This is a genomic window from Puniceicoccaceae bacterium (assembly GCA_040224245.1).
GTDB lineage: Bacteria > Verrucomicrobiota > Verrucomicrobiia > Opitutales > JAFGAQ01 > JAKSBQ01.
Genome location: JBEGIR010000001.1, coordinates 1 through 20124, shown reverse-complemented (window position 1 = coordinate 20124; position 20124 = coordinate 1). Strand labels below are relative to the sequence as shown.

The 20124-nt window shown below is 55.5% G+C and carries 18 protein-coding genes; 6 read left to right on the top strand and 12 right to left on the bottom strand.

The window, feature by feature from the left end; all coding sequences use genetic code 11:
- The 3 genes from ABQ298_00090 to fmt all read right to left on the bottom strand — a co-directional run.
- Positions 1-677: ParB/RepB/Spo0J family partition protein (locus tag ABQ298_00090; GenBank protein ID MEQ9822764.1), on the bottom strand; the 677-nt coding region annotated here is incomplete at its 3' end.
- Between the two features lie 26 nt (positions 678-703).
- Positions 704-1345: a LysM peptidoglycan-binding domain-containing protein gene (locus ABQ298_00085; GenBank protein ID MEQ9822763.1), complete on the bottom strand. Its 642-nt coding sequence runs from the start codon at positions 1343-1345 to the stop codon at positions 704-706.
- Positions 1346-1469: 124 nt separating this feature from the next.
- Positions 1470-2462 (bottom strand): methionyl-tRNA formyltransferase, encoded by a 993-nt coding sequence (fmt, locus tag ABQ298_00080; GenBank protein MEQ9822762.1) that lies wholly within the window; start codon positions 2460-2462, stop codon positions 1470-1472.
- A gap of 128 nt (positions 2463-2590) precedes the next feature.
- Between fmt and ABQ298_00075 the strand changes: the two genes are divergently transcribed.
- Both ABQ298_00075 and efp read left to right on the top strand, forming a co-directional pair.
- Positions 2591-3103: an NUDIX domain-containing protein gene (locus ABQ298_00075; protein ID MEQ9822761.1), complete on the top strand. Its 513-nt coding sequence runs from the start codon at positions 2591-2593 to the stop codon at positions 3101-3103.
- 38 nt (positions 3104-3141) lie between these two features.
- The gene (efp, locus tag ABQ298_00070) at positions 3142-3699 is read left to right on the top strand and encodes an elongation factor P (GenBank protein ID MEQ9822760.1); all 558 of its coding nucleotides are present in this window, start codon (positions 3142-3144) and stop codon (positions 3697-3699) included.
- Between the two features lie 141 nt (positions 3700-3840).
- Here efp and ABQ298_00065 read toward each other — a convergent pair whose 3' ends face one another.
- A complete protein-coding gene (locus ABQ298_00065) occupies positions 3841-5175 on the bottom strand; it encodes a thymidine phosphorylase (GenBank protein ID MEQ9822759.1) in 1335 nt (444 codons plus the stop codon).
- Positions 5176-5299: 124 nt separating this feature from the next.
- Between ABQ298_00065 and argS the strand changes: the two genes are divergently transcribed.
- Together argS and ABQ298_00055 are read left to right on the top strand one after the other, a co-directional pair.
- Positions 5300-7069, top strand: a complete 1770-nt coding sequence (argS, locus tag ABQ298_00060) for an arginine--tRNA ligase (protein MEQ9822758.1) — start codon at positions 5300-5302, stop codon at positions 7067-7069.
- An 85-nt stretch (positions 7070-7154) separates the two neighbouring features.
- A complete protein-coding gene (locus tag ABQ298_00055) occupies positions 7155-7892 on the top strand; it encodes a DUF2071 domain-containing protein (GenBank protein ID MEQ9822757.1) in 738 nt (245 codons plus the stop codon).
- A gap of 166 nt (positions 7893-8058) precedes the next feature.
- On the opposite strand, the gene ABQ298_00050 is transcribed toward ABQ298_00055, so the two are convergent.
- The 7 genes from ABQ298_00050 to ABQ298_00020 all read right to left on the bottom strand — a co-directional run bounded on the left by ABQ298_00050 (position 8059) and on the right by ABQ298_00020 (position 17037).
- A complete protein-coding gene (locus ABQ298_00050; GenBank protein MEQ9822756.1) occupies positions 8059-11457 on the bottom strand; it encodes a TonB-dependent receptor plug domain-containing protein in 3399 nt (1132 codons plus the stop codon).
- A gap of 437 nt (positions 11458-11894) precedes the next feature.
- The gene (locus ABQ298_00045; GenBank protein MEQ9822755.1) at positions 11895-12413 is read right to left on the bottom strand and encodes an AAA family ATPase; all 519 of its coding nucleotides are present in this window, start codon (positions 12411-12413) and stop codon (positions 11895-11897) included.
- Positions 12414-12733: 320 nt separating this feature from the next.
- Positions 12734-13309: a DUF5698 domain-containing protein gene (locus ABQ298_00040; GenBank protein ID MEQ9822754.1), complete on the bottom strand. Its 576-nt coding sequence runs from the start codon at positions 13307-13309 to the stop codon at positions 12734-12736.
- A 180-nt stretch (positions 13310-13489) separates the two neighbouring features.
- Positions 13490-13867, bottom strand: coding sequence for a PIN domain-containing protein (locus ABQ298_00035; GenBank protein ID MEQ9822753.1), 378 nt, complete (start codon positions 13865-13867; stop codon positions 13490-13492).
- Positions 13868-14331: 464 nt separating this feature from the next.
- On the bottom strand, positions 14332-15381 hold the full coding sequence (locus ABQ298_00030; protein MEQ9822752.1) for an alpha/beta hydrolase: 1050 nt from the start codon (positions 15379-15381) through the stop codon (positions 14332-14334).
- A gap of 478 nt (positions 15382-15859) precedes the next feature.
- Positions 15860-16471 (bottom strand): GNAT family N-acetyltransferase, encoded by a 612-nt coding sequence (locus tag ABQ298_00025; protein MEQ9822751.1) that lies wholly within the window; start codon positions 16469-16471, stop codon positions 15860-15862.
- On the bottom strand, positions 16468-17037 hold the full coding sequence (locus ABQ298_00020) for a hypothetical protein (GenBank protein MEQ9822750.1): 570 nt from the start codon (positions 17035-17037) through the stop codon (positions 16468-16470). The genes ABQ298_00025 and ABQ298_00020 overlap by 4 nt, the downstream gene beginning before the upstream one ends.
- Positions 17038-17208: 171 nt before the next feature.
- Between ABQ298_00020 and ABQ298_00015 the strand changes: the two genes are divergently transcribed.
- Both ABQ298_00015 and ABQ298_00010 read left to right on the top strand, forming a co-directional pair.
- A complete protein-coding gene (locus ABQ298_00015; protein ID MEQ9822749.1) occupies positions 17209-18384 on the top strand; it encodes a hypothetical protein in 1176 nt (391 codons plus the stop codon).
- 181 nt (positions 18385-18565) lie between these two features.
- Positions 18566-19339 (top strand): endonuclease/exonuclease/phosphatase family protein, encoded by a 774-nt coding sequence (locus ABQ298_00010; GenBank protein ID MEQ9822748.1) that lies wholly within the window; start codon positions 18566-18568, stop codon positions 19337-19339.
- Positions 19340-19360: 21 nt separating this feature from the next.
- Here the strand turns inward: ABQ298_00010 and ABQ298_00005 are convergent.
- Positions 19361-20124: glycosyl hydrolase family 65 protein (locus ABQ298_00005; protein ID MEQ9822747.1), on the bottom strand; the 764-nt coding region annotated here is incomplete at its 5' end.

Sequence of the window (20124 nt, the reverse complement as noted above, 5' to 3'; positions counted from 1 at the left end):
CTCTGCTGTTCCTCGCTGTTATCGAGTCCGAGGATAACCTTGGCATGCCCGGTGGAGAGGATGTTTTTGGACACGTAGCCCTGCACATCGGGACTCAGGCGCAGCAGGCGCAGTGCATTGGTGACGGCTACCCGACTCTTGCCAAGCCGTTCGGCTGCCTTTTCCTGAGTGAGGTCAAAATCCCGAATCAGACTGGCATACCCGAGTGCTTCTTCGATGGGGTTCAGTCCCTCGCGCTGCAGGTTTTCAATCAGGGCAAGCGAGGCGGAGGAGGCATCGCTGGCCTCAATGATGCGCGCTGGAATTTTTTCGATGGCCAACTTGCGGAAGGCGCGAAGGCGACGCTCCCCGGCAATCAGCTCAAACCCGTCCGCCACCTTTCGCACGACGATGGGTTGCAGCAACCCCTGTTCCCGAATGCTTTCCGCAAGGCCTTCGAGGGCTTCCTCGTCGATTTCCTTGCGGGGCTGGTACGGGTTTTCGGTGACGAGTCCGGTGGGGATTTCGGTAAAACCTCCGAGGATGCCCATTTCAGCAGATTCCGCAGCATCTGCATGTATGCGAAGGCTTTGCAGGCGTGAAGTTGTTTCGACGGTGCTGATGGGTTTCGAATCGGATGCACCCTGGGAGATGAGTCCTCCCAGTCCGCGTCCGAGGCGTTTTTTAGGGCTTGCCATAAGAGCTGAAAGAAAAGCAGTGAATACTAGCGTTCGACAGGTACGAAGAGTTTTTGCCCCACACGCACGGTATTGGGATCCTCGATCTTGTTTGCGTTCTGGATGTGGCGAACGGTGGAACCAAATTGCGCAGCGATTTTGCTGAGAGTATCCCCGCTCTTGACGACATAGATTTCGCCATTTTTCGGAAAATCATTGGAGAAGGTGATCTGTGCCCGCTGAGTGGTGGTGGCAGGCTGTGTCACCTGTGCCTGGGCGGTGGATGTTGTGCCTTCGGTGGTCGTGGAGGGGGAACTGCGTTCGCCGGGCAGGATCGACATGATGCGCTCGAACTGTGTTTTTACGTAGTTTTCCGTGCTCTTGCGGTGGGCTTCGATTTTGGCGTTCAGGACTTCTTCGACCTCGCTGGAGCTGGATGATGCCTTGAGTGCCGCAAGTTCTTGTTTGAGGCGGTTGTTCTCGGCAGTGAGGTTTGATATCTGCAGTTGCAGCAAATTGTAGTTCTGTTCCAGTTCATTGAAGCGTTGGGACAGTTCTGCGATTTGCCCGCGCACGGAGGTGGACTGCGCTTGCGCGTGGCTTGTGAATCCGGCCATGAGGCAAACTGTCAGCAGTACAACCGATGACAGGGACAGGTGTGAAAATTGGAAACGGGATGAACGGTTCATGATTCGTGCCTTCGTTGTGAGTGTTACCGGGACGATTCGACGATATTGCGTGAGAGGCGTTGAGAGAACGCTAGTTGCGCAGGGTCGATGTGACAAGAATGTTATCTTGCTCCCGGTGATCAATTCAAGATTTTCCATCGCTTGTGGGTCCAGCAGGCTTGCGAAATGGGTGGGATGCAACGAGTGGGAATCGTTTGGGAAAACTCAATGGAGCGCGTTCAGGCAGATTGCAGCCATTGAGAAAGTCGCTCACAGCCATCATCTTTCCCCCCGGCTTCTGGATCTGTAAGACTTCCAGCCAGCCGTCCCGGGTGCCGATGTGCAGTTGGCGGCGGCCCCGTAGCAGCAGCCCCGGATGCAGAGGGGTTTCGTGGGATCCGACGCAGCCTTCGCCAATGCGATAGGTCACACCCTGCCACTCAAACAGCGCACCCGGCCACGCCTGAAAGCCGCGAATGTGGCGCAGCAGCTCAAGGGTGCTGAGGGAGAAGTCGAGCCACCCGTCGTCCTTGTCAATCAGGCGACAGTAGCTGGCCTCTTCGTGGCATTGTTCGCTCGCGATGGCGCTGCCGTCGAGCAGGGATGGCAGCGAGCGTTGAAGCAGGGGAACGCAGGCTGCGGACAGGCGTTGTCGCAGCGACACCCCGGTCTCATTCTCTTTGATGTCAATGGATTCCACGTCGAGAATGGGTCCGGAGTCCAGTTCGGGCGCGATGCGCATCAGCGTTACCCCCGTTTGCGATTCCCCGGTGACGATGGCAGTTTCAACCGGGCTTGCCCCCCTCAGTTTGGGTAGCAATGAGGCATGAAGGTTGACAAAGCCGCGGCGCGCCATTGTGAGCATGCGCCTGGGCAGCAGGTGTCCATACGCCATCACGATCACAAGATCGCATTGCAGCGCCTCAAACGTTGCGATGGCTTCACGGTCCATGCGCTGCGGCTGCATCACCCGTAGATCGCGATCCAGTGCCCATTGTTTGATCGGATTGAGGGTGAGTTGCCTGCCGCGACCTCTGCGGCGGTCTGGTTGTGTGTAGATCGCCGTGCATTCGATTTGGGGGCTGAAGTCGTTCCAGACGCAATCCAGTGCAGGGAGTGCGATGGGGTCTGATGCCATGAAAATGCAGCGTGATTTTGACATAGATGCTGATCTTGCAGCAAGGCGTTGAGTGACTCAATGCAACACTTGCGCAACATCGGTTGCTTTTGTTTGGACACCCTTGTGAGGCGTGTTTTGCTGATAGCATGGCAATACCCCGACAAAGTGCAGGACTGCTGCTCTATCACTGGAATTTGCAAGAGGAGCTGGAGGTGCTCATCGCACATCCGGGAGGCCCGATCTTTTCCCAGAAGGATGCGGGCTTCTGGGGCATTCCCAAGGGACAGTTTGAGCCTGGGGAAACCGCCCTTCAGGCTGCCGTGCGGGAGTTTGAGGAAGAGACCGGCTATGGGGTTCCGGAAAAAACTCCACTGATGCCGCTCGGTTCCATCGTGCAGCGCGGTGGCAAGGTGGTGCACGGCTGGGCTTTTGAAGGGGATTGGGAAGCGGACCGGGAACTGTGTTGCAACTGGATTGATCTGGAGTGGCCGCCCGGTTCGGGGCAATGGCACCACATTCCAGAGATTGATGAAGTGCGCCTGGTCACCGTGGACGTTGCGCGCAGGTTGATGCGTCCGGATCAGTTTGCATTTGTAGAGCGGCTTCAGGCACGCCTGGCCTCTCAACAAAAGCTTGACCTCGAGTCAGCGCAGAGCTAGCAACCGCTATTTTTAATCGCGCTAAAACCGATAACACCATGGTACCACCCACTGATATCCGCAAAGGAAAAGTCATCGACTACCAGGGCCAGCCCCATCTGGTTCTGGACATGATGCACCGCACGCAAGGCCGCCAGGCCGGTTTTGTGCAGACCGTGCTCCGCAACCTTGAGACTGGTAGTTCCACCACGACCAAATTTCGTTCAACCGACCGTGTGGAGATTCTTCACACGGATACCAAAAAGCTGGAATTCAGCTATGTGGATCCGGAAGGTTACCACTTCATGGATCTCGAAACCTATGAGGATACGGTGCTTGAACCCAAGTTTCTGGAGGAGAGCAAAAAGTACATGGTGGAGTCCCAGATGTATGACATTCTTTTTGTGGATGGAAAAGCCTCGCAGGTTCAGTTGCCCTCCATTGTTGAGATGAAGGTCACGACGGCTGCAGAGGCTCTGCGCGGTGACACGGCCAGTGCGGCAACAAAGCCGGTGACCACGGAAACGGGTCTGGTGGTTCAGGTGCCGCTCTTCATCAAGCAGGATGAGGTGATTCGCGTGAACACCGACACCGGTGACTACGTGGGTCGCGCCTGATGGCAGACATCCGTTGGCCGAGTCGGAGTGCGTGCCAGTCGCAGGCCGATTAGTGAAACGAAAAAGCGCGAGTTGGAGTCATCCAGCTCGCGCTTTTTTGTATTTCAACTGAAGTTTTATCCTAAAAAAAGCAGTCGGGCGTCAGGCGACGCGTTCGACGACCAGTTCTGGTGGGTTCGGGCGCTTGGGTGCAAGCCTGAAGGCTCCACGCAGGTATTCGAGTGCAGGTTCCAGGCGCTCCTCGTCGTTGTAGTGGATCATGATGAGCGGTTCACCCTGCTTCATCTGGGTGCCGACTTTCTTGATCTCTGAAATGCCCACAGCGGGATCGATCTTCCCGTTCTTGTCAGTTGCCAGAGTCTGCACCCCACGAGCGATCATGCCCGCATTGATGGTGTGCACGTAACCGCGCTTGGGAGCGGGAAGTTTGCGGATGTGTTTGGCCTTGGGCAGTAGATCCGGGTTGTCGATAAACGAGGCATCCCCACCCTGGGCTTCGATCATTTCGCGGAACTTCTGCAGGGCTGAACCATCCTCGAGGTGGCGCTGCACGGTCTGTTTTGCCGACAGGGTCGACCCGGCAACTCCCGAGAGGCGAACGATTTCCATGCCCAGCTTGAGCACGAGTTCCTTCAAATCCTCAGGACCTTCGCCCTTGAGCAGTTCGATGGCCTCACGAACCTCGAGTGCCGTGCCAACGGAATCTCCCAGAGGTTGATTGACGTCGGTGACCAGTGCCACACAGCGACGCTTCATGGAGCGGCCGACGCGGGTGATGGAACGGGCAAGCACCTTGGCCTGCTCGACATCCTTGATGAAGGACCCATTGCCCCACTTCACATCCACAACCAGGCTTTCGGCCCCCGCTGCCATTTTGCGGGAGAGCACACTGCCCGTGATCAGGGGAATGCTGGGAATCGTGCCGGTTTTCTGGCGCAATTCATAGAGGATGGCATCAACGGGCGCGATGTCCGCATCCTGTTCCATGATTGCGCAGCCAACGTCCTGCAGCTGGTTTACAAAAGTATCGATGTCGCGTTTCAGTTTGATGCCCGGGATGGCGCCGAGTTTGTCCAGCGTGCTGATCACAAACTCCTCGTCTTTGCCGTTCATCGTCGGCATGACGACCCCACAGGCGGCGGCAAGCGGACAGAGCACCATGGTGGTCTTGTCGCCAACTCCTCCAGTCGAGTATTTTTCAATTTTTGGGCGAGCAATCTGGGTGAGATCAATCACTTCTCCGGACAACATCATTTCTTCGGCGAAGACCGCAGTCTCCTGGGCAGACATGCCCGAGAAGTAGATCGCCATGACCAATGCTGCGAGTTGATAGTCGGGTATTTCTTCGTCTAGAATAGAGTCAACCAGAAAGCGGATTTCTTCCTCAGTGAACTCGCCCCCGTCCCGTTTCTTTTCGATCATGTAAGCGTAGGAGGGCTTCACGAACTTTCTCGGTGTAATGATTTTTTTCCTCATTTAATCGATGAATCGCTATCGGATAAGATAGACCTGTTAAGGCGTAAAACGTTCCAGTATGGGCAATTTTCTTTTTGATGTCGAGGTTATTTTACTCTAGGGGATACGCTCCATTTTTGTATCTATGCACATTTCACTCGATGTAAGGGAACAGATCAGCGCAAGGGTGAGTGAGGTTGCGTCGGGAATAGAGGCGTTTGGTGCCTCGTTTGACCCCGACGTCAGGCTCGCCGATCCGCGGCACGGAGACTTTCAGGTCAACGGAGTCCTTCCGTGGGCAAAACAGCAGCGCTGCAATCCGCGCGCCCTTGGTCAGGCGTTGCTCGATGCGCTTGAGCAACAGGTTGATGCTGCAGTCTGCCCCTGGACCTCGGTGGAGTTGGCGGGGCCGGGATTTCTAAACTTCCGCCTCAAGCCCGAATACATCGACCGCTGGGTAGCGGAATTTTCGGACCTCTCGCATCTGAAGGCGGCCAGTGCATCCATTCTAGCCGGCAAGCGTGTGGTTGTGGATTTCAGTTCTCCCAACACCGCCAAGCAAATGCATGTCGGTCACATCCGCAGCACGGTGATCGGGGATTCGATTTGTCGAATGCTTGCGTTTTGTGGAGCCGAGATTGTTCGGGACAATCACATTGGGGACTGGGGTACGCAGTTTGGTATTTTGATCCTCATCATCAAACACAAAGGGGTGGATCTGCACACCATCGAAGGGGATCGCATCGAGGTATTGGAGGCCCTTTACCGTGAGGGAAGCGAGTGGACGCAGCGTGACCCGGAAGCCCTGCAGCAGGCGCGCCAGGAGTTGGTCAAGCTTCAGTCGGGTGATGCGGAAAACTTTGCCCTTTGGGAGATGATCGTGAAGCTGAGCTACGAGGAGTTTGAAAAGATTTACCAACGACTCGATGTGAAGTTTGATGTGGTGCTCGGCGAGAGTTTTTACCGGGACAAGGTTGAACGCGTCTATGAGGAGCTGCGTGAGGATGGCATTGCTGAACAAAGTCAGGGCGCATGGGTGGTCTTTCATCCAGAGCATCCGCGCTTTGCCACTCAGCCCTTCATCATTCGCAAGTCCGATGGGGCAAGCAATTATGCGACCACGGATCTCGCGACCGCACTGCACCGGCAGGAGGAGTTTCAGGCGGATGAGGTGATCAATATCACCGATGCGCGCCAGAAGGACCATTTTGAGCAGCTCGAACTGACGGTTAACCGTTGGTTTGCAAAACGGGGCCGTCCCATTCCACGCATGCGCCACGTTACTTTTGGCACGATTCTCGGCAAGGATGGCAAGGCGATCAAGACGCGTGCAGGTGGAACCGTGAAGCTGAAGGATCTGCTCGATGAGGCAGTGGATCGCGCCCGCAGTCTGACGGCAGAGAAAACCCCTTCGCTCTCTGCTGAAGAACTCGAGCAGATTGCCGAAACTATCGGTCTTGCATCGGTGCGCTATGCGGACCTGAGCCAGAACCGCTCCAGCGACTACCAATTTGATTGGGACAAGATGCTGTCGTTCGAAGGCAACACGGCTCCCTATCTGCTATACGTGATCGCGCGCATCAATGGCATCTTTCGAAAACTGGAGACCCGGGAGCCGCAATCGCATGAGGAAAAACCCGCTGCACTCGAGAGCACCGAGGAATTTGAGCTTGCGAAAAAACTGATGACTTTTCCGCTTGCGCTCAAGCAGGCCCTGGAAGACCTGAGGCCCCACTTCATCTGTGCTTACCTCTACGATCTGTGCGGGAGTTTCAACAGCTTTTACCACAGCAACCCGGTGATCAATGAAGACCCGGCGGTGCAGGCCAAACGCCTGAGGCTCTGTCGGGCAACGCGGGATTTCCTGACGGAGGGTCTGCAGCTTGTGGGCATTCCGTCCATCGAGAAAATGTAGGGCGGTACGGATGCGCCCGCATTGTCCGCACACATTGTGATGGCATGGCTTGCAGGCCCGGAGTTCCTGGATTGAGTTGCTGGAGATGATCTCGTCTGCTGCTCCATCCCTGACCAACCAGCGCCCTGTGATGTTTCAGTCCTGGCTGGATCTTCTGTTTTTTCACTGGCAGGTTCCGGTCGGGACGATTCAGCAGACGCTGCCCGATGGTCTGCGGGTGCACACTTATGAGGGCAGGGCCTTTCTTTCGATCGTGGCGTTCACGATGCGTGGACTGCGTCCGCGCTCGCTGCCTGCAGTGGGACGCATCTCCAATTTCCTCGAATTGAATCTGCGCACCTATGTTGTGGATGAACAGGGGCGCCCTGGTGTCTGGTTTTACTCCCTCGATGCCGATTCATGGATTTCGGTTGAGATTGCGCGTCGATTTTTCCACCTGCCTTATGAGCACGCGCGACTGGCAAAACGGAGGTCGGGTGACGCGTTGGGTTATCACTCTCATGCCCGGCGCGATCCAGACCCTGAGGGCTTGCAATACCGGGTGGACGGTATTCCTGACCAGGGCATGGCTCCGGCCAGTCCGGAAAGTCTGGCGCACTTCTGGGTGGAGCGCTATCGCCTCTTTGCCTATGATTCCAGGCGAAAACGTCTTTGGAGCGGAGCCATTTCCCACAAGCCCTATGATGTGGTGCAGGTCGAACCGAGGCAGGTGGATGCACGACTGATGCAGATCAACGGGTTTGCGCAGCCTGCATCGGATCTGGAGGCGGTCTATTATTCCCCTGGCGTGCATGTGTCGGCTTATCGATTTCAGCGTAGCTGAATGCTGATGACGGGTGTTTTTGAGTTGTCGAAAAACACTGCGAGTGGAGCCAAGAGGGGACTCAAGCGTGATCTGGAAAAAAGAAAGGAGGATTCCGACACCGTGTCAGAATCCTCCCCCATGGTGTGCCGTCTGTTCAACGGCACACCTGCATAACGAGCTTTCCTTAGAAGGAAATCGTATTGGTCAGCGTGAACGTGCGGGGTTCGGGGATGCGCATGCCTCCGAGTGAACCATCCGGTTGCACGGTGACCGGGATCAGCTCATCCTCAGCGAACACATTGCGCACGTTGAGCTGGATGCGCCAGTGCACCTTGTCGGTAATCTGTTTTCCATAACCCACCCAGAGGTCGAGCGCATCTTCGGTTTTGCCCTTGTGCGGGTTGTTCACATCATAGCTGAGCGTGCCATCGCTGGCCGTGATGACCGGGAAACCCACAACGGCCTTGTCCTGCCAGCGGTAGGAGAAACCGAGGTTGCTGCCCTTGAATGCACCGTCCTGGAAGGTGTAGTTACTGACCAGGTTGAAGCGCCAGGGGCGCAATTCCGGAACATCTGCTCCCTCGAGCGCCTTCCACAGGTTGTAACCGGCCATGGTTTCGCGTGCGAATTTTCCACGTGCACTTTCACCGTTGTGTCCGTCGACTTCGGACCAGTCGCCATCACCACCCCACAGGCGCATGTCCCCTGCGGGACCCTGGAACTCCTCCCAGCGCTTGGTGATCCAGTCGACGTAGGACTGAGCCAGATTCGAACGCTGCGCGGAGGTCTTGGATGCGTTGAAGGAAATATCCCAACCGTCGACAGGTCGGGCGAAGATTTCGAATTCATCCCCTTCTGAGAACGTGTCGCCCGTGACGACGAGTCCAGCAGCTCCATAATTGGTATCCCCACCATAGGAGGGATCGCCGTAGTTGTTCAGTGCCCAGGCATCCTGAAAGCCAGTGGGGACCTGTGTGGCAAACCACGCATCGATGGATGCCTGCATGGCATCGTAGGTGGCATCGAGCTGAGCCTGGGTATAGGCGAAGTCTCCTGCGTCATTGGTGATTTCGGGACCGTCCGGGCGCCAGGTGACGGGTTCGCCGTTTGAGGCGTAGCCGTAGATCGTGCTGGCGGGCCAAACACCGGGTTCGTTCTTGAACTTGTAGGCTGCGAGCTGCCCCCATGCTTCGACTGCGCCGATCAGGTATTGTCCGCCAATTTCACCGGTCAGGGTAGAGTTGGCAACCGTGGTTTCGTAGTGGACCCATTTGAACATCAGTCGATCATCGAACAGGGTCAAGGTGACGCCGTATTCCTTGGTCTCACCCTGGGGATTGGCGACCTGATTGCCCATGATGTCGCGTCGTGAGGAATCGGGCTGAAAGTTCTCGGATTCGTTGTAGAAGAGACTCACGTTGGCGTTGCCGGGCAGACGATCCCGCCACGACTGGGGCAGGTGGGTGACCAGACTGTAGGTGCGGGAAGTGCCGCTTACCTCGGTTTCGTCATCGGGCAATTGCCAGCCGGGATTAAAGGGATGCACGAGTCCACCGGATCCCGGAGGATTTCCCGCATCGCGAAAGAAGTCCTTGTCCTTGCGGATGCCGACCAGGGGAATGATTGTCCCGTCAAGCCAGTAGCCCTGCCAGATGAATGCGGCAGATTCGACCACATCTTCATACTTGCGTGCGAGGCGGTAGGTCTTGTCACGGTTCGAGGCGAGGTCGTTGTTGTGAATCACCAGGGAAGTCGTTTCCCAGGCTTCCGTGACGTTGTTGTAAACCCGGATCGTGGAATTCTGGGGGGAAACCTTGTTTTTCACACCCTTCAGTCCGATGCCGCTGGGGCTGCTGCTGTCGAGCAGGCTTTCACCGAGATACATGTAGAAGATGCTGTCGCGTGAGGCCTGTCCGACCGATCCCTGTGGTGCATTGGGTTCGTAGGCATCCGCCAGGTAGTAGCGGTTGTAGTTGCGGCTCTCAAAATCGCGGGATTGACGGCTCAGCAAGCCCGTGAACACGTTGCGTCCCAGCAGTCGGGCAACAAAGGAATCTTCATCCAGAAAGTCGCGGAAATCGACTTCGGCGAAGCCCGTCAGGCGTATGGTTTCCCGTTCGCTGTCAGCCCAGTACCCACCTGCCGAACCTCCTCCAGCAATGGTGAGTGGACGACCGACATTGGGATTGGGCGAACCATCGAGCAGGTGGCTCATGACGTCCACCGTGATCATCGCGCCATCCCCCGAGAGGAAATTTTCGTATCCCCAGGTGGCATGCTGTTTGTCAAATGCGAGTTCGTATCCGACGGCGTTGCCAAAGAACGTCTGGCTGACAGCGGCATTAAAGGCGCTGAAGTCATTCCACTCCCGCTTGTTGGGACCTTCGAGCAGGTTGTCATAGAAGTTGAAGATGGAATCGTCGACCAGCGAACGCGCCTTGTAGGCGTTGATTCCCGCATATTCGAGACCCGCGTTTACCGCATAGGCATCATAGGATGCGACGCCGCGCAGCTGATTGTTGCCCACCACGGATGCCGGAACCGGGATGCTGGTATCGGGCCAGCCGAAGACCTTGGCAGGGTAGGCCTGTCCTGCACCTCCACCAACGTAGGGAATGACCACGCCATCCCATACCCGCTGCCCCGGTGCATCGAGCCAGGGTTGCTCTGCTTCCGCATCGGCTGAGGTTTGTGCCTCATAGATGCCCTGTCCCATGAACTGGTACCAGGGCGTGATGCCATCGAGCGGTGGAGTCAGCCGCGGGTAGTTGGCGCGGATTTCCCCCTTTTCGTAGTTGGCCCGGATGGCAGTATGGGTGCGCTCATTGTTGAATTGCCGGGGCGCGTAGTTGACTGCTCCATAGACGCGCTGGTCATCCTTGAATGCCGGGTGCTGACGATAGCGGGTTTCATTGTTCAGCAGGGCAACACGAACGGCGAGTTCATCAGGGATCAGCACTTTATTGAAGTCCCCGGTGAAGCGCACAGTGCCGAAGTTGTCCAGCTGGTTCTCGATCACGTGATCATCTGCAAACGCTGCGGGATTTGTGCTGGCGTTTACGATGCCAGCGGGACTGCCAATCCCGAACAGGATCGAGTTTGGCCCGCGTTGCAGATCGATGCGCCCGACATTGTAGGAGTCCCAGGGAATATCCGAGAGGAAGTAGTCCCGGGTGTTGTCGGCTTCGGTGAGTCCGCGCACGCGGGTGTTCTGGATCGGACTGGTGCGATTGGTGTTGGTCAGCACCGCTCCGTCGCCCTGTCCCAGGAAGTTTCCTCCCTGGCCTGCGACTTCGGTATTGGTGGTGTAGACCAGCAGCGTTTCTGCGTTGGTGGATGCCGTATCCTTGAGGAATTCTTCGGTGACAACGGAAACCGATGATCCTACATCTTTGAGATCGGTGCGGATACGGGTTCCGGCCAGGGTTGTTGCGGCGAGGTATCCCTCATCCTCACTGGATTCCACAGTGAAGGGGCTTAATTCATAGACATCTTCGTCTTCAATCTGTGCCGATAGCATCGGTACAGCGCATAGGAGAGCAAGGGTCGCGGACGACCATGCGTGTTCACAGTATTTATTCATTTCAGGGTTTTGCTAGTGACAGTTTCCCTTTTATAGGGGTGATGATGGGGATTCACTAGGGTTCTTACCCTGTCGTTTGGATCGAAGTCAATGGAGCGCGGTTGTGTTTCTGTGTATCGTTTTTGAGAAATTTTCCTTAACTTTGTGACAAGGAATTTACATGTGGAGAATGGATGAGTAATTGGCTACATCATTTTGTAAGTAAATGGAGTTCAGTGTCTTGTTTGGGTTTGTGTCGATGCTTTCTTGTTCAATGTAGAAAATAGAACATCGCCATTGGCGTTTTCGAAGTCTGGACAGTGCGGACGATCACGCAGGAGCGTTCCGATAGATGTATCGACAGTCTTGTAGCTGGATTTGTGAAAACCCGGATTGCGGACCTGAGGTAGTCACAAGGCGGAAGTCTTCCCCTGGCGTTTCTACAACTGACCCGACGATTAAGAACTTGTGCAGAGTTGCTGTATAAGTTCCACAGCCTGGGAGTTCGAAGTGATTTGTGTTTTGTTGCCAGCAAACTCCTCAAAAATACTTCGATGGGCCGCCAATGAGAATTCATCGTCCCGGGTTTCGTATCCGGCAACCCAATCGAGCAGCATGGCGAGGTTTGCATCCTGTGCTTCACGGGTGGGGTATTTGTGAGGTTCCCATGCACGGTTGCGACAGTTCTGCTGACACGCCTCAACGCCCGGGTTGAGAAAGATCAGTTGAGATGCGCGAGCCGCCGCCGCACGTATGAGCGAGCCGTAGCACCCCTCGATGACCCATGCGGGGTGTTGGTTCTGAAAGAATTCCAGAGCCTTAAGGCTGACTTGAAGATCCTGCCTTACGGCTTCGGACTTCCATGCAATGTCGTCCAGATCCAGATGCGCAAGCCCGGCTCGATTCGCCAACGCCCTGGCCAGTGTTGATTTGCCCGAACCCGAGTTGCCAAAGATCACGATGCGTAAGGATGCCATGCCCGAACTCAAAATCGTTCCCTCACAAAAATCAACCCTTGTGACCCCGGAAATGCCATGAGTCCATGTCCGTAGTGTTGCCCGGATGCATGCCATGTTTCCAGTTGGAGATCCAATAATCTACCAGGCTGATAATGAGTCTCAAATTTCTGAGTCGAAAACAGAACAGACAAGAACCCTGTCTGTAAACCCAAACCGAACTGGCTGCAAGGTCAGTTCGGTTTGCTTCTCAATTCACAAACCACCGTCGATTTGAATGCTTCCACAGCAACCACCTTCCAGTTCGTTAGGGTTTACCTGTATGGTGGTGAACGGAATGGCTATTTGCGCTTGAAACGACTGACCCAATTGTTCGGGAACAGCCCCACCGTCGCACCTGAGCGTCGAACGCGGGTCGGGGTTTCGCACAGATAAAAAATCTCAGGGTCAATCTGTTGCACAATGGCCAGGGCTTTGGCCAGCTGCTTGCGTTCGCACACGATCTGCAGCTCGAACACAGGTCCCCGGATGCCCGCTCCTTCAAATCGTGTCAGCCGATATCCAGCAGTTCTGAGTGCTTCGGTGACGGCTTGCGCATGGTCGGTGGTAAAAACCCTCAATACCGCGTGCCCCAGTGCCAGTCGCTGTTCAATCAAGATGCCAACCACATTTCCGGTTGAAAAACCCAAGGCATAGAAGATCAGAAGCCAAGGACGCTCCAGCACGGTATTGACCACCGTCGCGATGACGATCAACCAGATCGTCACCTCAAACAGCCCCAGAATGAACGCCATGGCAATGCGCCCCTGCACTGTGGCAATGGTGCGGATGGTTCCGATCGAAACGTCCAATACTCTCGATGCAAAGACCACCACCGCAAGCCACCCCATGGGCAAGTCATTGAAAGAAAACTCCATTGCCCGGAGTCTAGGCTCAGCTCGCCCAGCGGCGCAAGATTTGTCTGGCACGATCACCAAGCAGGCTGATGGTTCCTACCCCCATGCTTCGCTTGATTTGAAATTCAAAATCTGAGAATTAAGTCGGCTATGTGATCTTCTCGGTGGGTTAAGAATATTACATTCCAAGTCGTCCATGGGTCAAAGCTCGTTCCTGAGTTTCTTGTCGAAGGTTTCGAGCTTAGCTCCTATTGACTCCGAATGACCCAATATCAAATAATCGTCGAAATCAGCCCTGCCGTCGCGGTATCTTTCCAATGCCTTCCACAATCGTCGGCTGTTATCAAAAGAGAATACCGGGTCTTGCAAAAGGCTATCAAGGACATGACACCAGGCATCCCGGTCAAAGCCCATGCCGCTTTGTAGCACCCAGCACGCTTCCATCAGAACCAGATCAAGGAGATGGATTTGCTCATCCGTTGATTCTGCGGATTTGATCAATGAATGGACGTGAGCACTCTGCTTGGTGTCGTCGTCCAGAACGTGACGAAGCAGGTGATTGGTATCGAAGGCGATCATTCGCTTTGAAGGCGATCCGAGTACTTCTTCCTCATGTGATTTCGAATCGCATCATCCATCTGCTCGCTGGTCAGCGGCTTCTGCCCGGGTGCCATCAGGTGCTTTGCGCACCCCGCTGAGGAACCTGGCTTCCTCTTTTTCCTGATCGAAATCCTGTTCGAGGGTTCCAGTGAGAACTCAAGTCGATCTCCAGTTCGAATCGAAAGGGATTCTCTGATTTGCTTGGGGAGTGTGACCTGCCCCTTAGAGGTGACTTTCGCTTGCATTATCGACATTCCTTACTTTTGCCTCCATTCTGTAGAAAATCAAGCCTGTCCTTTTGACTCAGCGCGGTTCATGCTAGTGTTGAGGTGGCTATGATCGGAGTTTCCCTCAGTTTGCTCTTTGAGTAAATTCACGACAATACCTACCTTTTCTGAGGCAGGGAGTATCCCATGATCGAAAGCCTGTTTGGGGTTGTCGTGCTAGCGGTCTGCCTTCGACTCCCGGATCAGTGGAACGACCTGGTTTTTCATGACCTTCAGTTGCCGCTCAATCATGGCAATGTTGGGATCGTGGCCAGCTTGATCGACGAGAATGAGTTGTTTTTCGGGCGCGCTGATGGTGTCGAAGTAGGATTGCGTGACATCTGGGGTGGTGAGAAGATCTTCAGCACCTTGAAGGATGAAAATCGGGATTTCAAAATGGGTTGCGTGCGCGGGCAGGTCGATCTCCGCAAGAAACCCGTCACCTTCTAGTCCAACGAACTTGAGAAACGAGAAATCTTCGCCAGCGGTGTATGCTTCCTGATAGGCCTCACTTTGGTAGTCGGCTCCTGCGACAAGCTTGAAGTCTTCGGAAGTCTTCTCCCGCTCATAGGCATAGACGATGCGTCGGAGTTTTCCAAAATTGCGGGGATTTCGCCAGGGGGGCGGGCCAAGTTCCTCAAGAGTCGTGATCGCCACGGTGTCATTTTTGGAACGGGCACGTTGCAGTGTCTGTTCGTAGCTTTCCCGAAGGTTGTGTTTTCCACTCACCAACTGAGAGATTCCAACGTATGCATGGAAGTGCTCGGGTCGCTGTTGAATCATATGAACGGCAAGCAACGAACCCCAAGATGTGGCAGTGAGAATGATTTTCTCTTGTTGGAGGTGATGAATCAGGTATTCGGTCACTTCAATACCGTCGGCGACCAGACGTTTCACTGTTAGTTCCTTTTGATGAAAGCTCTCGGCATCCCACTGCACGGCAGGTTCATTGCGTTCATAGGTTTTTCCTGCAAACCGTTGATCCCATTGCACAATCGTGAAGGTGGATTCCCAGTTTTGGTAGAGCGATTCCGACCACAGGCTTATCGGATTGCCTGGGCCGCCGTGTACGAAGAGAATCACAGGGTTGGTTCGATTGTTTCCCCTGATGGTGATCCATTGTTCGATTCCGCCAATGCTGACAAAACCCGCTTCGTCAATGGGATCCTGTGAGGACTCATCACGGGTGTCGGCCTGCGGGTGGGTGTCACTTGCGAACAATCCCATGGTGAACAATGAGACAAGGATGAGTAAAAGAAGGTGTCGTTGGGAAGACATGTGATGGGGAACTTTGGGGTTCAAAATGGGTGTTTGTGAGAATAGATGATGCAGGCATGAAAGGTATGGGGAATACTGCATGCGTCTTGCATCTCTAATGGAGTCGATTCCATTACCTTATGACGGGCTGGGCAATGATCGCAAGCTTGGTTTGCCGAGATAGCAGGGTGCTTTCTGTTTGTCGGACCGAGGATATCAGCAAGACCCGCAGTTATCTCCCTTGAACCCATGCAACCACTTAAGCGACGGAACTGGGATGCAAGCTCCGATCGATTTGAAAGCCCTGCATGGGCGTTTCAATCGAAGGAAAAAAGAGATGAAATTGCTTTTGAGAGCGTCAGCCCGGGAGGAGGGGGTTCGTTTGCAGAAAGAGTCGAAAAGGCGATCCCGTCACAGAGTTTCCCGGCTGGTTTTCATGGTCGTAGTCTTACTTCAGTGGTCGGTACATTCGATAAATCTTGAGACTGTCCAGCGTCAGTTGGTCATGCAATTGGAAGCCCAAGTGTTCGTACAGCGGCACATTGTCCGGGTTTTCGGTATCCAGGCCCATCATACCCTCGCTCTGCTGGTAGTGGTTCACAATGGCGCTGATCAATGATTTGCCCAGGCCTTGCCCCTGGTGGTTCGAAGACACCCCAATTTTAATCAGGTAGTGGCGAATTGTATTCGGCAAGCCTCGGCGGCTGACTCTGGCGTATTGGTTCATGTGCTGCACGCTCGACAGCGGCACACGTCCGATCAGTCTTGGCAGTTGCCAGAGCAGTGCCAGCGCCCGACGCCACTCCGGACCAGGCGCTTCTACCAGTGCGCAGGCGACCAGCTGTCCATTCAGCGTTGTTCCCCAAACCGGCATGCCGAATTGGCAATGATAGGCCACGACAAAACGGATCAGAAGAGCCCGGTAGTGATCCTTTTTGGTGGGTGAGCAACCGCTCAAGAAATACGCATAGGCCGGGTCAGCCTCAAAGGCCTCTGTCAGCAAGGCACTGACGGCTACCTGGTCGGGTCGGGTGAGCGGACCAGTGATCGGCGATGTCATGGCGTAGAGGCTCTCTGATCGGGGTAATGATTCACTGCAAAGGCATACATCACCTTGATCATGAACAATATCGCCAGCGACATCAACCAGGGCGACAATGGCAGCAGGGTAATGCCCAATACGCCGGCAAACATCAAAGTACCGGCGAGAACCGCTTGCCAGTGGCGGCCATCAAAGAGGTTGACCAGAGCTGCGGCTCCGATGGTGTAAGCCCACACCCACAAAAGCGGAACCATTGGCAAGCCTAGTAGCCAGCCGACCAGTGGCAAATGAACATGAATGGCAATAAAGCCCCAACGCCAAACCGGGCGCTCTGCGTAGAAGGCGTTGGTGCCGGGCGTGAAGTTGGCAACCGCTCCGGCGGCGATATCCAGCATCAGCAGCCAGGCCAGCACCTGGCGCCACAGGCTAACTGACGTTGCGTCCGAGCCAATGTTAAAGCCCCATAACGTGGCGGCCAGCGCAGTCAACAAGGCAATGCAGAGCAGGGCACCAGCACTCTGGCGCGACCCCAATACCTCTTTGAACACAGGTGGAATGGGGTATTCCCGTTCAAATAGTTTCATGGTAATTTGGTTTTCAAAAAACATACTGGATGTTCGGTTTTTATATCAATGCTTTTGCTGAATCGATCCATTCAATTCTGTGAAGGATGCTCTCAATGAATGCACTCGCCATTTCGACCCAGATGGGCTATGAATCTGAGGTCTTCTTTCGTTCTGTTTACCCTCAAACCTATGATGCCCTTGCTGAAAAACCTTTGCCTGTTCCTGACTGGAATTTCATGTCTCGTCCAACTGACTTCGGCCAACAGCCTTCCAGCGTGGCAGGCAGGTCCCTATGCGGTTGCCATGAGCCACCTGGAAGTGAAGGAACAACCGGATAACCAAGTGATGTTGTCCTACCTGCTCGGTCAACCGAGCGAAGCGCACTATGTGCGCGACATCCTGCTCCAGCCGGATGCCGCACCAACGGTGATCGTCCAGGTGCCGGATCAACCGGAACGATACGGTTCCTGGGCGGGGAAAACCTGGCCGGTTGTGCTACTCATCGCCTACCCAACTACCGAATCCAACCCTCGGACGGACTACGAATTTCCCTACACGGACACGGGTGACCGCACCCTCTCGCACATGCATCAACCGGGAGATCAACCGTTGTTTGCAGAAGTTCCGGGTGGCAAATTTCCCCTGATCATGATGTCAGGGGGCTACCGCACGCACAGCCTGTGGTACATCCACCACATGCGGGCCATTGCCCAGCAGGGTTACATCGTGGTGGACCTGTTTCACGGGGACGGCAGAGAAACTGAGTTTGCTGCGGCTCTTGCCCTGCGCTCGCTCGCATTCAAGGCTGCGTTGGACTATGTGCTCGCCCATCCTGACTACGGCCCTTCAATCGATGTCGACCGCATGGGTGCTGTGGGTGAGAGTGGCGGCGGCCACACCGTGCTCACGGCATTGGGTGGTTTTGACCCCAAGCAGCGCCTGCCTGCTGTGCCGGATCCCCGAATCAAAGCTGCTGTGGGGGTTGTGCCGTTCATGGGTGCGAGCTTTGGATTCTGGCCCTCCGCAGTCGATGGCTGGTATTTTGGAAAAAACCATGCTGGCCTGAGTGCCGTGAGCAAACCCTACTTGGCCATCTATGGTGGCAAGGACAAAAACGTCAAACCCAAGGGAGTGATGGGCGGCATACGCGCAGTTGCAGGTCCGTCCATGGCAGTGCGCCTGCCGGAGGAAGCCCACCTGTTCAGCCATGCTGCCCACCAGGATGCGCGCACTTGGGAACTGCTTTTCCTGGACGCCTTCGTGCGTAACAATCCTGCTGCCCGCGCCCAGCTTGCAGTGGCGACCGAGGTAGCGGGCGGTGCTCGCGATGAAGTGACTTATCGCAAAGGCATTGCGCTGCCCTAAATGCCCGTGCCGTCCTTTGTGAGAGTTCCGAGGGAAGCGGCGAAAAACCTCAAGCTGCATTCTGGGGAGTGACAAGAGCGCGCGATTTGTTCAAGATCGGGGCATGCAAATTCGAGCATGCTTGGTGGGGATTCTGAGTGCGAGTCTGGTATTTTCAGCAATGGCGCAGAATCTGAACGTCATGAGCTATAACATTCGCCTCGATGTAGCGAGCGACGGAGCCAACGCATGGCCCAACCGGGCGAATCGGGTGGCAGGTCTATTGCGCTTTCACGGTCCGGATGTGTTTGGCCTGCAGGAGGCGATGCGCCATCAGATTGATGCGCTGTCGGAGCAACTTTCTGCGTATGAATGGGTGGGCACTGGCCGCGATGATGGACGGGATGCGGGTGAGTTTGCACCGATCTTTTTTCGGACAGATCGCTTCCTGCTGGAAGATCATGGGCAGTTTTGGTTGTCGGAAACCCCTGAGGTTCCTTCTTACGGTTGGGGAGCTTCCTACCGACGCATCTGCACCTGGGTGGTGCTGCGCGAGCGTGAGAGTGGCCTGCGCCTGCGCGTGCTGAACACGCATTTTGACCACGAAGTGGAACAGGCACGCCAGCAGTCGGCGGAGCTGATCCTGGAGCGCCTTGATGCCTGGCAGCAGTCGGATGCCATGCCGGTTGTGATGATGGGGGACTTGAATACGCTTCCTGATTCCGCGCCAGTTCACCTGTTGACGAAGATGCTGAAGGATGCGCTCGTGGTCTCGCAGGAACCACCCTACGGTCCGGTTGGCACCTTCAACGGCTTCAACTGGGATGCGCCCCTGCAGGATCGCATCGACTTCGTATTGGTGTCAGACGAGTGGCAGGTGCGGAAGTATGCGAACTTGAGCGATTCGGTGGACCGACGCTATCCCTCTGACCATCTGCCAGTGTGGGCCAGTCTGTCATTGCCGCAATCGCCCTGAGCGGGCAACGCTACGTCGGACTTACCCCATGAGCACTTCGATGCGGCACCCGTCGCTCAGCTTGTCGAGAGGAACGAGAGTCGAGTCGATGACGGCTCCGTCCACGGTGATGCGCTTGACACCAGTCTGCACACGGTCGGGGTTTTTCACATCAATCTTCAGCTCCATGCCGCGGAAGCGACGCGTGGCCTGATATCCGTCCCAGTGATCGGGCAGGCAGGGATCGATGCGCATTCCGTCGAGTTCGGCACGGATGCCGAGCATGTAGGCGGTCGAGGAGTAGTAGCACCAGGTTGCGGCACCCGTGAGCCAGGGCAGCCGTGCTGCGCCATGCATGGGGCTGTATTTTGCGTGGGTGGACTGACAGTGCACGTAGGGTTCGGATCCCCGGATTTCGGCCTTGTCGTTGAACTTTGCCGGCAGGTAGTTGCTGTGGTATTCGTAGGCGCGATTGCCGTTGCCGAGCATGCACTCCGCAATCACCGCCCAGCCCTGGGGATGGTTGAAAATGCCCGCATTTTCCTTGGTCCCCGGATTGAACAGACGTGCGGCCATGATGCGAACCGGCATCGTGGTTACCGGAGGTGCGCAGAGCTGCAAGCCGTAGTCAGTGGACAGTTCGCGATTGAGGGTTTCCATGCAGGTGCGGGCCTGCTCTTCACTGGCAGCACCGGAAAGCACCGCCCAGACCTGGGTGTTCAAATACACGGCACCCTCGGTGGCGTCGTGGGTGCCATACACCGTGCCATCCTCAGCAATCGCCCAGATGAAGCGATCTTTGCTCC